We start from the raw sequence: 15,351 nt of genomic DNA on the forward strand, positions 1-15,351 counted from the left end.
TAAAATAAATAAAAACATTTTTTTTTAAAGTATAAAACAAAAAAGGCCGGAAGAATAATCTTCCGACCATGACTACCCATAAGAAGCTTTTTTTTATTCTTTTATTACTGTAAATTCAAACTTACCTTCAAGTCCACCTTTAAAACTAACTTGTTTATTTTTAACAATATCAAATGCTGCGACAGGATTAGTAAATTCAAAGCTAAACTTAGAATCACCTAAATCTGTCAATTTTAAAGTATATCCCTGTATAGAATATCTTGTTTTTGATGTTATTAACTCACAACTTACTAAAAGCTCATTAGCTGTTCCTGGTCCAAAGTCATAGATTCCGCTCAAATCTTTTTGAGATGAAGGAAAAGCAATGTCAATATAAAAATTTTCATCTTCCTTTTCATTAGAAATTAAAAACACAACTTTCTTCTGCGAATCAAAACTCGCTGTCTGATAATAGTACAATCCTTTATTAGGCGTAAATTTCATTCCGTCAATAATTATTGAAGAATTCACACCCGATTTGTCATCATCGTCTGAAGAACATGAAGTAATAAATCCCAATAACACTAAAAACAATAAAGTAATTTTATTCATAATTAATTTTTTAATCAAATATATACAAAAGCATGAAATACATTACAAATAAATAAACCCGACAGATTTTAAAAATCTGTCGGGTTTTGCTATTTATAGTTCAGACTGAAAACTGAGACTGAGACCGTGACTGAGACTGCGACTGAAAACTTACTCAGCTGCCATAAACTCTTCTGCTTTTTCTACCATATTATAACTTCCGCAGAAAAAAGGAACCCTTTGATGTAATTCTGTTGGCTGAATTTCCATGATTCTTCCAAAACCATCTGTGGCCTTTCCTCCTGCTTGTTCTGCAATAAACGCCATTGGGTTACATTCGTATAATAAACGTAATTTCCCTTTTGGTGCTTTTGAACTTGTTGGATACAAATAAATGCCGCCTTTGATCATATTGCGATGAAAATCAGCAACCAAACTTCCGATATATCGGGAAGTGTAAGGCCTGTCTTCTTCTTCTCTCTGACAATATTTAATGTAATTTTTTACTCCTTGCGGAAAATGAACATAGTTTCCTTCATTCACAGAATAGATATTTCCGTTTTGAGGAAATTTCATATTCGGGTGTGACAGATAAAATGTACCAATTGCCGGATTCAGTGTAAAACCATTTACGCCGTGACCTGTGGTATACACCAACATGGTCGAAGTTCCATAAATTACATAACCTGCTGCAACTTGATTGATTCCCGGTTGTAAAAAATCCTCGCTTGTTACCGGGGTTCCTATTGGAGTAATTCTTCTAAAAACAGAAAAAATAGTTCCTACTGAAACATTTACATCAATGTTTGAAGATCCGTCAAGCGGATCCATTAAGATCACGTACTTATTATTATGACTGTTGTCGCTCCCCTGAACAGTAATAAAATCGTCGTTTTCTTCTGAAGCAATACCACAGACAATCTCACGGTTTATTAACGTCTGGATAAATACTTCGTTTGCATACACATCTAATTTTTGTTGGTCTTCGCCCTGTACATTTTGTTCGCCTGCAGCGCCAATAATGTCTACCAGTCCGGCTTTGTTTACTTTATAGTTTACGACCTTGGCCGCCAAACGTATAGAGTTGATAATTCGGGAAAGCTCTCCCGACGAATACTGAAATGCTTTTTGGTTCTCAATAATAAACTCTCCTAGTGTTTTATTGCGTTCTTCCATTACTATATCGTTATAGATTTTGATTATAAGTCACAAATATCGCTTTTTTTGTGAGAATGATTCAAAAATTATTTTGTTAGTTTGCCACTATTGTATATTTGCTAATTAATAGCAGGAAGTGTCAAATAAAAAAATACATTTTTAGCTAATAAACGCTTAATAATAAGAATATATGAATTGCCCTTACAAGAAATTCGTACAAGCAAATTTTTAAAATAAAAGAGGTAATTGTATATTTAGGATTAAAATAAAACGAATAGAATATGAATATTAGAAAAGGAAATCCTGAAGACATGGAATCGGTTTTGGGATTAATACAGGAGCTGGCAATATTCGAAAAAGAACCGGAGGCCGTTGTCATTACTGTAGAAGATTTAGTGCGTGATGGCTTTGGCGAAAAACCATTATTTCATGTTTTTGTTGCAGAAATCGAAGATGAATCTAGCAACAAAGAAATAGTTGGAATCGCATTGTATTATTACAGATATTCTACCTGGAAAGGTAAAACCATACATCTTGAAGATTTGATTGTTAAAGAAAAAATGCGCGGGACAGGTTTAGGATCTGCTCTTTATGCTGAAATCATGAGACAAGGTAAAAAAGATAATGTACGAAGAGTTGAATGGAATGTTCTGGACTGGAATACTCCTGCCGTAAAATTCTACGAAAACTCTGGTGCAAAAATTCTGGAAGAATGGAGAGTGGTTCAAATGGATGAAGCGGGCGTAAATTCATTCTTAGAAAAATTATAAAGATATATTTTGCCACAGATTAAAATGATTTTCACAGATTTTTAAAATCTTTTTAATCCTAATAATCTGTGGCAGAAAAACAAAATACTAGATTTCGATTTGAATCTGAAATCTAAAATTAAAAATCTAAAATTAATAATGAGAGTATTTAAATTTGGTGGTGCATCGGTTAAAGATGCTGATGGAATTAAAAACGTATACGACGTTTTACAAAAAGTAGGTTATGAAGATGTGATTTTAGTCGTTTCGGCAATGGGAAAAACGACAAATGCTCTTGAAGTTGTTATCAAGAATTATTTTGATAAATCAGCGGAGTTGAATTCATCTGTACAAGAAATAAAAAAATATCACAATCAAATATTATTAGATTTATTTGAAGATGAAAAACACGAAGTTTTTACAGCTGTAAAAGCTCAGTTTTCTGAATTAGAATATTTCCTGGCACATAATAAATCTCCTAATTACAATTTTGTTTACGATCAGGTGGTAAGTTTTGGAGAATTAATTTCGACTACCATTTTAAGTCATTATATGAATTACAGAGGTATTCAGACGCAATGGCTTGATGTTCGTAATTTTATTAAAACCAATGCAAATTACAGAGATGCGGAAGTGGATTGGGAAACGACTCAACAATTGATCAGCAAAAATGTAAAACGCAAAATATTAAACATCACTCAAGGATTTTTAGGTGCTGACGAAAATAACTTTACTACTACTCTTGGTCGTGAAGGTTCTGATTATACAGCAGGAATTTTCGCTTATTGCTTAAATGCCGAAAGTGTAACCATATGGAAAGATGTTCCGGGAGTTATGAATGCGGATCCGCGTTATTTTGAGAATGCGAGTTTGTTGAATCAAATCTCTTATCGTGAAGCAATCGAACTGGCTTTTTATGGTGCAACAGTTATTCACCCAAAAACATTACAGCCATTACAGAAAAAAGAAATTCCGTTATACGTAAAATCGTTTATCAACCCATTATTAAAAGGAACCTGTGTTTCTAAAGGTGTTGATTTAGAGCCACAATATCCGTGTTTTATTGTAAAAAGAGAACAGCTTTTAATTTCGCTTTCTTCAATTGATTTCTCTTTTATCATGGAAGAAAACATCAGCGAGATTTTTGGTTTATTCCACGAATTTAAAATCAAAGTAAACTTAATCCAGAACTCTGCAATTAGTTTCTCTGTTTGCGTTGAAGATAAATTCGGAAATTTCAATGAATTAAACGCTATTCTTTCGAAAAAATTCAAAGTAGATTATAATGAGAATGTGACTTTATATACTATTCGTCACTTTACAGAAAATGCAGCCGAAACTGTTGAAGCAAACAAAGAAGTTTTACTAAAACAAGTAAGCCGCGAAACAATGCAAATTGTTACTAAAGAGATCAACTAAATCTTCTTTATACGTTAATTATACAATTCAATTATATTTAGAAAAGGCTTCACTAATACGTGAAGCCTTTTTTCTTTATCTCGCTCTGTTATTTTCGCTTTGTTCAATCTCTGTTTTCTTAAAAGCTTGTTTCTTTGAATTTCCAAAACTATATGTTGCTATCAGTTTAAAATAATTGGTAGTATAGGTTCTGTGATAATATATTTCGGTTTGCCCAACATCATAATTACCGGAAACCATAAAGTCGTGAAAGATATCATTTGCGGTAAAATTAATTTTTAGCGCCTCTTTCAAAAAGTTTCTTTCGATTCCTACAGTAACTGTCGATCTGCTATTTTCGCTTCTTAATCCGTAGCTTTTATCGCCAAGATACCAGGCAAGCAACTGAACTTTAAAAAGATTCGGAATCGTAAATGTATTATTAGAATAAAGATAGATTTGAGGTTTGACAGGACCCAAAGCATATTCATAAAAATTATCGATCGATTTGCTTAAATTCATACTAATGGTATTTGTCGAACTCCACCATTTGTTTGTAAATGATCTTGAAAGCGAAGTAAAAAAAGTATGTTCTTTTTCTATATTTAATGATCTCAAAATATAACTATTTGGTGTATCGCCGCGCAAAGCTGCTCCGGAAATTGGATCGATTTTATAAGTATATCCTATTTTAAAATCGAACTTTTTGTACATCGAACCAATCTCAAAGGCGTGAGTTTTTTCAGGAAGTAAATTCGGATTTCCTTCTATAGTAGTAAACGGATCCTGATAAATAACAAACGGATTCAAACCCTGATATCTTGGTCTTGTTATTCTGGAAACATACGATGCATGTAGTTTTAAATCATCTGAAACATCCATATTTAGCAACACATTAGGAAAAAAATTGCCATAACTTTTTTTGAATTCCTGAATCCCATTTGCAGTAGTGTACAAATTATAATTTGTCCATTCGCCTCGTGCGCCAAACGAAAAACTAAACTTCTCTCCTAGTGAACTTCCATAATTAAAATAAGCGGCACTGATTTTTTCAACATATCTAAAATCACTCGAAAGTTGATCATCAGGTTCAAAACCTCCATTTTCTACATCAGAAACTAGGAAATCTGTTCCTGATTGTACTTTTGCATTGCTAAATTTTGCTCCGGTTTCGAGCTTTGTATTTTCATTTATCTTTTTAGAATAGTCTGCCTGAATACTTATAATATTAATTGTATTGTCAACATTGTTTTTCAAATACTTTTCAGCATTTCGTTCTTCAACCCAACTATTTTCATCAATAAAATCTTTTACAGTTCCGTTATAATTAGAGTATTGTGTTCCTATAAATAACGACGAACCTTTACTATCTGTTATCGCATTATAATTTAGATTAATGAACTGATTCAGCAGCACATCATTTTTAGCAATATCTGTGGCATAAAAACTATTTCCCACATTATTACTAATAGAGTTTCGGCTTTCTACAACTCCTCCCAAATCTTCAATATTACCGCTATAAGCTAATGAAATATAATTCTTTTCAGAGAACGTGTATTGCAGTCCAAAACCAAAATTCGAATAATTATTAAACTGACGTTTCCAATCTGTGGTTAATTCAGATCGCATATATTCATCCGGATTTGGTCTTGTTCTGGTCGTATATAACAATTCGCGGCCTTTGCCCAATTGCAATCCGTAATTGGTGATGAACGAAAATTTGCCTTTTGTATAATTAAAATCCAAAAGAGTATTCGTACTCGTTCCGGCAAACTCAGAAACGGTCACTTGCTGACTCGCGCTTCCTAACATTCCGTTTTCGATATTTTTTTTGGTAATAATATTGATAACCGCCTTTCCTTCGGCATCGTATTTTGAAGATGGATTTGAAATTACTTCGATTTTTAAAATTTGAGAAACCGGAATCGCAGCAAAACGTTCGTAATTAATCAAAATTCCGTTAAGGTAAATAATTGCTTCTCCTCTCCCCAGAACACTTATTTGTCCTTCGGCTACAATGACATTCGGAACCCTGCCCAATAATTCATTGACTGAACTACTTGTCGAAAGCAATGTATTGGCGACGTTTACATCAAGCGTTCCGTTGGCAGCATATTTTACTAACGATGCCTGTTTTTTAATAACTACTTCGTTTAATTCGTTATTGGGAGTTACAATCTTTTCCTGAATTGTTTTTGAAGATTGTGCGTTTACAGTAATGGCATAAAGAATCATGCAATACCTATAAATAAAATTGGTAACTGAAAATCTCATGAATTTTGGCGATTAAAATTTGACTTATTTTTAAAGCAAAAGTCAACCGATAATCGCATTATGAGGTAACCAAATGAGAAAACAGGAGTACGAATTTATAAATTCACACTTTCTGCTACGATCGTAAAGCCTGATTTTGATAGCTGGAAGGTGTTGTTCCGGTATATTTTTTAAAGGCAACAAAAAATGTCGATTTAGAATTAAAACCTACATCGTAGCCAATAGATTCTAAAGTAAGTTTATCATTTGAAGTTATAATTTCACAAGCCTCTTTTATTCTAAATTCATTTACAAAACTGGTAAAGTTCTTACCTAAATTATTATTTAAAAGTTGGGATAATTGATGACTTGAAATGTTTATTTCTTTAGACAAGTCCTGCAATGTAAGATTGGGATTTTTATACAATGCTTTTTCATTCATTACACTTTCGAGTTTTTGTGTAAAAATTTCCGCTTCGGTTGCATCTATCTTTTTACCGGAATTCTTTGATCCGTTTAATAAAAACAAATCATCGGTTTTTTTACGATATAAAAGGATCGAAATAATTAAATAGAACATAATCGAAAAAACAATTGCCCCACTAATATAAGTAGCGGCCGGAGCGTTCATTATGGCAAGAAAATAAAAAAAGAATAAAAGGGAATTGCCCAGAAAAAGCATTCCGAACCACATTTCTGCCGGAGTTGCTTTGTGTTTTTTACTTATGATTTTTTGCAGAATGTCTTTAATGGTAAACCCGGAAAAAATAATATACACAAACCATTGAAAATAAATCGCTTTTATAAAATAGTGTCTCCACAGTTCCGGATAATATTCATAAGGATATAAAAATCCAATTGTACCTATAAATAAAGCCCAGAATAAAAGGGTAAGTTTCCAGGATTTGGGCATTATATTAATTTCGGCAACGGCTGATTTGAGGAAATAATATAAAAAGGGACCAATAAAAAAGCAAGCGGTTAACCCAAATTGCAAATACATTTTTGGCAACGTGGGATTAAAATACACAAACACCGATTTTCCAATTCTGATGCTTAGTGCGAATAATAATGCACCCAAAAAATAATTGGTCAGGAACTTTTTCCTGGTAAAAAAGAAGAAATACACACTTAAAATAATTCCGTTAAAAACTCCTAATGCGCTAAAAAAGAATAAGAGTTCTTTGCTGGTATCCATAATTTAAGTTTGTTTTATTCTCACAAAGCTAAAAAAAATTATGACTTTAATGCTTTTTTATCCTTCTTCAAATCCTTAATTACTTTCTTCAGCTCTTTGATGCGTTCTTCGTATTGCACGATTATTTCACCTGATATCTGATTTACAGTATTATTAGAAGACGATCCCTTGTCCAGATCTACTTTGAGTAAATCTTCAGGAGTTATATCATAAATTTTACAGATGGTTAAAATATGATTTGCCCAGGAATGGCTCTCGCCGCTTTCCATTCTAGCATACGCTGATTGAGATATATGAAGACAATCTGCTACTTCTTCTTGTGACATGTTTTTGTTTTTCCGAAGTATTTTAAGTTTATTACCTACAACAGTATGCATAATTTAATACAGTTTTTCGTTCTAAAAGTATAGAGGACACTTTTATAAATATATACTCACAAAAAAGAGACTATTTTTAAATAAAAAACAGATATAATTTACTTATTAAAAATACCCGATAATCACATAATAAAAAGGCGTACAAAACAGTAATTTAGATTTTCCAAAAAACAAGTAGATAGTACCTGAAATCAGGTATAAAATCTATTAAAAAACTTAACCCTAAATCTACAGAATATGAGTAATGCATCATTGTTTTTATGCCTTCTAATAATAATTATCGCACTTGGTTACCGATTTTCGAAAAAACATCGTTAAAAATCTTCTTTCAAATTAATTAGTAATAATAAATTTAAAGTGCGAAAAAACCATGGGCATAAACAATAAACCTGATCAGGAAAACCATAACGAATGGGAAAATGATCCGGATAACTGGATCTGGGGAATGTTCTATTATAATCCAAAAGACAATAGATTATTTCCTCCTAAAAGAATAAAGGAATTTGGCTGGACAATAAATTTTGCCAATCCCAATTCTGTTTTTATAGCGTTAATTGTCATTGCAATTCTCCTTATTCTTGGGGAACATAGTAATCATTAAACGCAAAAAAAAGAATAACTGCCCCTGATTAATTTATTCACTAAAACATGAAATTCTTTATATTCAAATATAGTATGGCTATTATTAGCTGTCTTTATTTAGCTTACTTTTTCTACAGCCCGGATCATACGGGCAATATGATTAAAACCGGAACTTCAATTGTATTGGCTCTTTTAATTTTTCTTTCTATGTACAGTCAGATAAAAAGCAGAAAATAACCTTAAACACAGAACTAAAATCTCTAAATTACAGACTCGGAATTTCCCAATTATAAATACTACTTTTGATTTTTTAGAGTTATAGTATTTATGTTGAAAAAATTACTGTTTTTAACGGTTTTTATCTGGTATTCCGGGCTTCAGGCACAGGAAACGGAATCATCGTACAAAACGAAAAAAGTAATTGTGACTCGTGATACGATTCATCTTGAAGAATTCAGCATCAATTCCAGCTTTTTTGAAATTTTAAATACTAAAAACAAACTCATAGATTCTAGTTTTTATAAAATTGATTTTCAAAAAGGAACTTTAATTTTAAAAGAAAATGCAGGCACTCTTTCTGATACTTTAATTGTAAATTATTTAAAATATCCTGATTTCTTAACCAAAGAATACAGTCTCTACAAATCAGATCAGGTGGTTACCAATGATGTTGGTTCTGAAAGATTATATCGAATTGATAATACCAGCACTAAAAAAGTCACTCCGTTTGATGGCTTGGTAACTTCAGGAAGTATCACGCGTGGTGTTACGGTGGGAAACAATCAAAATACGGTTTTAAACTCTAATCTGGATCTTCAGATTACCGGAAAAATATCAGACAAAATAAGTCTTCGGGCTTCTCTTCAGGACAATAATATTCCGCTTCAGGATGGTGGTTATTCGCAAAAGCTGGATCAATTCGATAATATTTTTATAGAACTTTTTAGCAACGACTGGAACATTCGGGCGGGTGATGTTTTTTTAGAAAACAGAAAAACTCAATTTTTAAATTTTAATAAAAAAGTACAGGGACTTTCGACCAGTTTTAATTTTGGAGATGAAGAAAGCAAAACCAATATTTTTGCATCGGTCGCTTTTGTAAAAGGCCAATATGCCAAAAGTACTTTTACAGGGCAGGAAGGTAATCAGGGACCTTATAAATTAAAAGGACAAAACGGTGAACTGTATGTTCTGGTAATTTCAGGATCAGAGCGTGTTTACGTAAATGGTATTTTGCTAAAACGCGGTGAAAACAACGATTATGTAATTGACTATAATGCCGGAGAAATTACTTTTACTTCTCTTTTTACGATTACATCAGAAATGCGTATTAATGTAGAATACCAATATTCTGAACGCAATTATAATCGTTTGGTTACGTATGCCGGTGCGACTCATGAAAATAAAAACTGGAGTTTTGGCGGTTATATTTATTCTGAAAATGATATGAAAAACCAGCCTCTTCAACAAAATCTTTCTACAGAACAGGTGGAGATTTTAAGTCAGGCGGGAGATAATCCTAATTTAATGAAAGCGCCATCAGCTTATGAAGATACTTATGCTGAGAATAAAATTTTATATAAAAAAATACTGGTCAATTCTGTAGAAGCTTATGAATATTCTAATGATGCGAGCAATGTTTTATACAATGTAAAGTTTAGCCTTATGGGCAATAATCTCGGAAATTACATCATTCAAAACAACAATTCCGTAGAACGTATTTATGAATATGTTCCTCCGGTAAGCGGTGTTTTACAAGGAAATTATGAACCTATAGTACAATTAGTTGCTCCAATAAAATTGCAAGTGGCTACTTTTTTAGGAAAATACAATCCTGACGAAAAAACGCTGGTAGATTTTGAAATTGCCATAAGCAACAACGACAAAAATTTATTTTCGAAAATTGATGATGGAGACAATAGCGGAGTTGCACTTAAAACCAACATCAAAAAACGTCTTTTTACCCGCGAATGGACTTTAGATGGTTTTGCTAACTATCAGTTTGTTCAGGAAGATTTTAGATCTGTTGAGCGATTGTATAATATAGAATTTAACAGAGACTGGAATTTAAACGAACCCCTTTATGGCAATCAGAGCTTATTGGTTACGGGTTTAAACTTTGATTTATTTACTAAAAAAGAAACCTCAAATATTGGTTTGTTTACCTATCAGTTTGAAAAATTAGATTACTCCGAAAGTTATTCCGGGGCAAGACATACAACGACTGCATTATTTAAATTAAAAAACTGGACGATCGAAAATCAAGGCAGTTTTATGAATAGTGATGCGACAAGTTCTACTTCGAAATTTATTCGAAATCAAACCAGAACAAAATATCATTTTGGCAAAAACTGGATTGGCGCGAGTATGCAACTCGAAAATAATCAGCAGCGGGATAAAGTTAGCAATCAGTTTTCGGCTTTAAGCCAAAGATTCACAGAATATGGCGCTTTTCTTGGACGCGGAGACAGCACTAAAGTATATGTAGAAATTGGATATTTGCAACGCCGAAATGATAGTTTGCAAAACGGATTGCTGCAGCACGTAAACAATTCGCAAACCTATTATTTAAAGTCAAAACTTATTCAGAATAAAACAACCGATTTAGCGGTTTACGCCAGTTATCGTAATCTTGATTTTATAAATTCATCCCAAAAAAATGAGCCTTCTCTCAACTCGAGAATACTTTACAACGATCGATTCTTTAACCAATTCATGCAAATTGGTACGGCTTACGAAACCAGTTCCGGAACTATTGCGCAACAAGAATTTACTTATGTCGAAGTGCCAACAGGTCAGGGTGTTTATACCTGGAACGATTATAACGGCAACGGAATTCAGGAATTAGAAGAATTTGAAATAGCCGCATTTCCGGATCAGGCAAAATATGTTCGCATCTTTTTACCCAACCAGATTTACATTAAAACCAATCAAAATAAATTTTCACAATCTGTTGCACTGAATCCACTGCAATGGCAAAACGAAACGGGCTTTAAAAAAATTGCTTCTTACTTTTACAACCAGACTTCTTTTATCATGGATCGAAAGGTAAAAAGCCAGGGCGAGCGTTTAGAACTCAACCCATTTGATTCATCTGAAGAAAATATCTTAGGGTTAAATTCGAGTTTTAGAAACAGCCTGTATTATAATCGCGGAAAACAAAAGCATTCGGTAACATATACCTACCTTATTAATAAGGGTAAAAATTTACTGTCTATAGGTTCGCAAAATGTGCGAAACAGTTCCAATCAATTGCAGTATACACATTTGTATCAAAAAAGCTGGTTGTTCAACTTCTTTACCAAAACCATCAATACCAACTTAGTTTCTAAAGATTTTGTCGAAAAAAACTACGATTTAAGAGGATATCAATTGGCACCAAAAATTAGTTATTTGTTTTCTAAAAATACGAGTTTAGATTTTTTCTATGAATTTCAGAACAAAGAAAATCAAATTGGCGATTTCGAAACTTTAGTTCAAAACAGACTTGGAACTTCTTTTTCGTTTGCGGGAGAGAAAAAAGTAACCTTAAACGGAGAGTTTTCTTTTTACCAAAATAAATTTAACGGAAACGAATTTTCATCAGTAGGATTTCAGATGCTCGAAGGGCTTCAGGAAGGGCAAAATTTAGTCTGGAAACTGCTTTTACAAAAGAATTTAACTCAATTTCTGGATGTAAATTTAAACTATCAGGGCAGAAAAAGTGAGACGGGATCAGTTGTTCATACGGGCAATGTTCAGCTTCGTGCTTATTTTTAACACTTTACGAAAAACGTATTAATAAATTGATTAATTTTAATTGAAATTTAAATAGGAAACCTTATGAAAAAATTATTATTACTTTGCTTAATGGTGGTTTTATCTACCAATTTCTACGCCCAGGAAACTGCTACAAAAGCAGCTAAAAGCAAGACTGAAGCGACGGCTAAAAAAGCTAAATCTGATGCGGATAAAGCAAAAGCCGATGCGAAAAAAGAAGCTGCAAAATCTAAAAAGGCAGCCAAAGATGCCACAGATGCTTCGGCAGCAAGTGCCACAGCAACTAAAAAAGCAGCCGACAAAGAAGCCGCTAAAGCAAAAAGCGATGCTACTAAAGCTTCAAAAAAAGCAACTTCAGCAGCAGAAGGAGCTAAGGCAGACGCAAAAAAAGCTGAAACCAAAGCAACTGTAGCTAAAAAAGATGCCACAGCAACAAAAAAAACGGCGACTAAAACATTAAAAGAAACTACCGAAAAAGCGCCTAAAGTAGCTGATAAAGTTACCGGAGAATACAACGGAAAAAAGGTATATACCGGACCAAAAGGTGGTAAATACTACATCAATAAAAACGGAAATAAAACTTATATTCAGGATTAGTTAAAGGTGCTGAGATTCTAAGATACTAAGGCTCTAAGATGCTAAGATGTTTATATTATAAGGTAAAAACCTGAAGCCGAACTTATGTTCGGCTTTTTTATTTAAAACTTAGCATCTTAGTACCTTAGAAACTTAGAAGCTTAAATCAGAGTTAATAATTTAGTAATATGTACGAAATAACATAAAAAGCTTATTTCTTTATCTTCGTTTTTAAAAAGCGTTAAACTATGAGCATTGACTATTCTGCGAACAAAACAATTTTAGTTGCTCCATTAAACTGGGGATTAGGCCATGCCACAAGATGTATCCCAATTATAAAAGCGCTTCAAGAAAATAATTTTATCCCGATAATAGCTTCTGATGGGGTTGCCCTGGCATTATTAAGAAAGGAATTTCCGTATATTCAAACACTGGAATTGCCTTCTTATCATATTGAATATGCTAAAAACGGCAAAAACTTTAAATGGAAGCTGATTAAAAGTTTACCCAAAATGATTGTCGCTATTTTAGATGAGAAAAAAATGGTGAACCGCTGGATCAAAAAACACGGGATCGATGGTATTATTTCAGACAACCGATTAGGTGTTTTCAGTAAAAAAATCCCATCTGTTTTTATGACACATCAATTGAATGTCATGACCGGAAACACGACTTGGTTTACCAGTAAATGCCATCAGTATATTATAAAAAAATACAATGAATGCTGGGTACCCGACACCAATGAAACGGTGAATTTAACCGGTAACCTGGGGCATCTTAAAACCAATCATCTTAACTTAAAATATATTGGTCCTTTGAGCAGAATGCGTAAAAAGGAAACTCCAAAATTGTATGATTTGATGGTGATTTTGTCTGGTCCTGAACCTCAGCGTACTTTTTTAGACGAGAAACTTCAAAAAGAAGTTGCAAATTATAAAGGTAAAGTGGTTTTTGTACAAGGTATTGTAGAGAAAACGCAAACCAAATGGCAAGCCGGAAATGTTACGTATTACAATTTTATGAACTCAAAACAACTGGAACAAACTTTTAACGAAAGTGATTTTGTTTTATGTCGTTCGGGTTATACAACTGTAATGGATTTGGCAAAATTGGGTAAAAAAGCTTTTTTTATTCCAACTCCGGGACAATATGAGCAAGAATATTTAGCGATAAAACTTCAGGAAGAAAACTTGGTACCGTATGCAATGCAAAACGACTTTACCATTGAAGATCTTTCAAAAGTAAAGTCGTTTAAAGGTTTAACTCAGTTTAACGAAGATATCGACTGGGATTCGCTATTTAGCGTTTTCGAAGATTAATTTTAGAAATTAAACTGGGCTTGCAGTCGTAATAAATTTCCTTGCTGACGGTTGATAGGAAGCACACTGTCTTCGAAAGTCCTGTCAGCAATGACATATTCGGCTGTAAACTCAAAAGCTTTAATGGGCTGCCATTCTATACCAATTTCATAATCTCTAACAACATAACTTCTGGCGTCTTTTTCGTATTTTTTTCCTCCATCATAATATTGAAATTTTGCGAAAGGATATATGTGTTGTTTTTTAATATCTAATTTATAATTCAGCAAAACATAACCACCGTTTAAATCTGTTTCGTCAACCGTATTGGTTACTGTATTGTAACGAGGTCCTGTACCAATATTATATTCTGTCTGGATTCCGAAAGGTCTTGGATACAAAACAAACGTTGCTCCTACTCTTTGGTCCTTAACATATTGCGGATCATTGACTTTTACTCCCGGTGAAATTTCGCCTGTAAAAGCCCATTTTCCTGTATAAGCCTGAATTCCTGGCTCTATAATCTGGCTGCCAATAACAAAAGGATAGGTTAATCTGGCAACAACATTTAAATCTCGGTTACCATCAAGTTTATTGGCAATTTGCCCATTGTAAACTCCAAAAGCAAAAACTCCATAATCACCAGAACCTTTATAACCATCTTTTACTAACATGGCAAAACGCTCTCTGATTTCGGCCGGAGCCCAATAAAAGAATATTCCTAAATCACGTTCGTTTAATATGGCGCTATTCATCGCATCATTACGGTCTAATGCTAAACGCTGTGAACTGGATTGCATATTTTCGAAACCATATGGAATTTTACTTTGCCCAACACGAACGCGATATTCTCTTTTTTTATCAAAAGAAAGATCAAAATACAAATCACGAATCTGAACAAAATTCTGGATTCCTGTACTTGGCGAACTCGCAAAATCAGGTTGGAAATAAAAAAACACATTAGGGTGTACTTGCCCTGAAAACACTAAACGTGCACGTCTGATAAAAAGTCCGTTGTTGGCTTTTGCATCCGGATCAGTAGAGGTTGTTCCCCAGGATTTATCACATTGCTCGCAGGAAACTTTATCATTTGTAGAGAAAAGACCATTGTATCGTATTTGTGCATATCCTCTTAAAGAGATTCTGTCATACCAGTGTTCTTCAACTCCTCCTCCGGATTTAGTGTCCGGAAGTTTTGCTTTGTTGATAGAATCTAAAATACGCATTACTTCGTTTTTTACATCCTGTTTATTTAAATCCTGAGCATTTGCTGCAAAATTTAACAGCAATAAAACGGCAACTAATTTTCTTTTTATCATCCTTTCTCTAATATCCCTTAATTTCAGGGTACAAAGATGTAGCATCAATGTTAAGAAATCATTAACAGGATGTTACTATAATAAAAATTTAATGTTACGAAGTTTTGCCGTAAA

At 33.2% G+C, this 15,351-nt stretch carries 13 protein-coding genes; 7 read left to right on the forward strand and 6 right to left on the reverse strand.

Going from position 1 to position 15,351, the window contains the following annotated elements; genetic code table 11:
• Positions 1-93: 93 nt before the first annotated feature.
• Together FLACOL7796_RS08175 and fbp are read right to left on the reverse strand one after the other, a co-directional pair.
• Entirely contained in the window at positions 94-591 is a 498-nt protein-coding gene (locus FLACOL7796_RS08175) for a hypothetical protein (protein WP_173970319.1), read from the reverse strand.
• A gap of 150 nt (positions 592-741) precedes the next feature.
• Complete coding sequence (gene fbp / locus FLACOL7796_RS08180) at positions 742-1,746, reverse strand: class 1 fructose-bisphosphatase (RefSeq protein WP_173970320.1); 1,005 nt, start codon at positions 1,744-1,746, stop codon at positions 742-744.
• Positions 1,747-2,009: 263 nt separating this feature from the next.
• Between fbp and FLACOL7796_RS08185 the strand changes: the two genes are divergently transcribed.
• Complete coding sequence (locus tag FLACOL7796_RS08185) at positions 2,010-2,498, forward strand: GNAT family N-acetyltransferase (protein ID WP_173970321.1); 489 nt, start codon at positions 2,010-2,012, stop codon at positions 2,496-2,498.
• A gap of 138 nt (positions 2,499-2,636) precedes the next feature.
• Positions 2,637-3,896 carry an aspartate kinase gene (locus FLACOL7796_RS08190; RefSeq protein ID WP_173970322.1) on the forward strand — a complete coding sequence of 420 codons (1,260 nt, stop codon included), beginning with the start codon at positions 2,637-2,639 and terminating at the stop codon, positions 3,894-3,896.
• Positions 3,897-3,971: 75 nt separating this feature from the next.
• On the opposite strand, the gene FLACOL7796_RS08195 is transcribed toward FLACOL7796_RS08190, so the two are convergent.
• The 3 genes from FLACOL7796_RS08195 to FLACOL7796_RS08205 form a co-directional block, all read right to left on the reverse strand.
• Positions 3,972-6,149 (reverse strand): outer membrane beta-barrel family protein, encoded by a 2,178-nt coding sequence (locus tag FLACOL7796_RS08195; protein WP_173970323.1) that lies wholly within the window; start codon positions 6,147-6,149, stop codon positions 3,972-3,974.
• Between the two features lie 115 nt (positions 6,150-6,264).
• Entirely contained in the window at positions 6,265-7,326 is a 1,062-nt protein-coding gene (locus FLACOL7796_RS08200; protein WP_173970324.1) for a helix-turn-helix domain-containing protein, read from the reverse strand.
• A gap of 38 nt (positions 7,327-7,364) precedes the next feature.
• The gene (locus FLACOL7796_RS08205; RefSeq protein ID WP_173970325.1) at positions 7,365-7,703 is read right to left on the reverse strand and encodes a helix-turn-helix transcriptional regulator; all 339 of its coding nucleotides are present in this window, start codon (positions 7,701-7,703) and stop codon (positions 7,365-7,367) included.
• Positions 7,704-8,073: 370 nt separating this feature from the next.
• On the opposite strand from FLACOL7796_RS08205, the gene FLACOL7796_RS08210 reads away from it, so the two are divergent.
• The 5 genes from FLACOL7796_RS08210 to FLACOL7796_RS08230 all read left to right on the forward strand — a co-directional run bounded on the left by FLACOL7796_RS08210 (position 8,074) and on the right by FLACOL7796_RS08230 (position 13,939).
• Positions 8,074-8,304, forward strand: coding sequence for a DUF5808 domain-containing protein (locus tag FLACOL7796_RS08210; protein ID WP_173970326.1), 231 nt, complete (start codon positions 8,074-8,076; stop codon positions 8,302-8,304).
• Positions 8,305-8,351: 47 nt separating this feature from the next.
• Entirely contained in the window at positions 8,352-8,522 is a 171-nt protein-coding gene (locus FLACOL7796_RS08215) for a hypothetical protein (protein ID WP_173970327.1), read from the forward strand.
• Between the two features lie 90 nt (positions 8,523-8,612).
• Complete coding sequence (locus FLACOL7796_RS08220) at positions 8,613-12,044, forward strand: hypothetical protein (RefSeq protein ID WP_173970328.1); 3,432 nt, start codon at positions 8,613-8,615, stop codon at positions 12,042-12,044.
• A gap of 63 nt (positions 12,045-12,107) precedes the next feature.
• The gene (locus FLACOL7796_RS08225) at positions 12,108-12,641 is read left to right on the forward strand and encodes a hypothetical protein (protein WP_173970329.1); all 534 of its coding nucleotides are present in this window, start codon (positions 12,108-12,110) and stop codon (positions 12,639-12,641) included.
• A gap of 227 nt (positions 12,642-12,868) precedes the next feature.
• The gene (locus tag FLACOL7796_RS08230) at positions 12,869-13,939 is read left to right on the forward strand and encodes a glycosyltransferase (protein WP_173970330.1); all 1,071 of its coding nucleotides are present in this window, start codon (positions 12,869-12,871) and stop codon (positions 13,937-13,939) included.
• A 2-nt stretch (positions 13,940-13,941) separates the two neighbouring features.
• Here the strand turns inward: FLACOL7796_RS08230 and FLACOL7796_RS08235 are convergent, their stop codons facing one another.
• A complete protein-coding gene (locus tag FLACOL7796_RS08235; protein WP_173970331.1) occupies positions 13,942-15,237 on the reverse strand; it encodes a porin in 1,296 nt (431 codons plus the stop codon).
• Positions 15,238-15,351: the final 114 nt, after the last annotated feature.

Origin of the sequence: Flavobacterium bizetiae, assembly GCF_902804475.1 — a bacterium.
GTDB lineage: Bacteria > Bacteroidota > Bacteroidia > Flavobacteriales > Flavobacteriaceae > Flavobacterium > Flavobacterium bizetiae.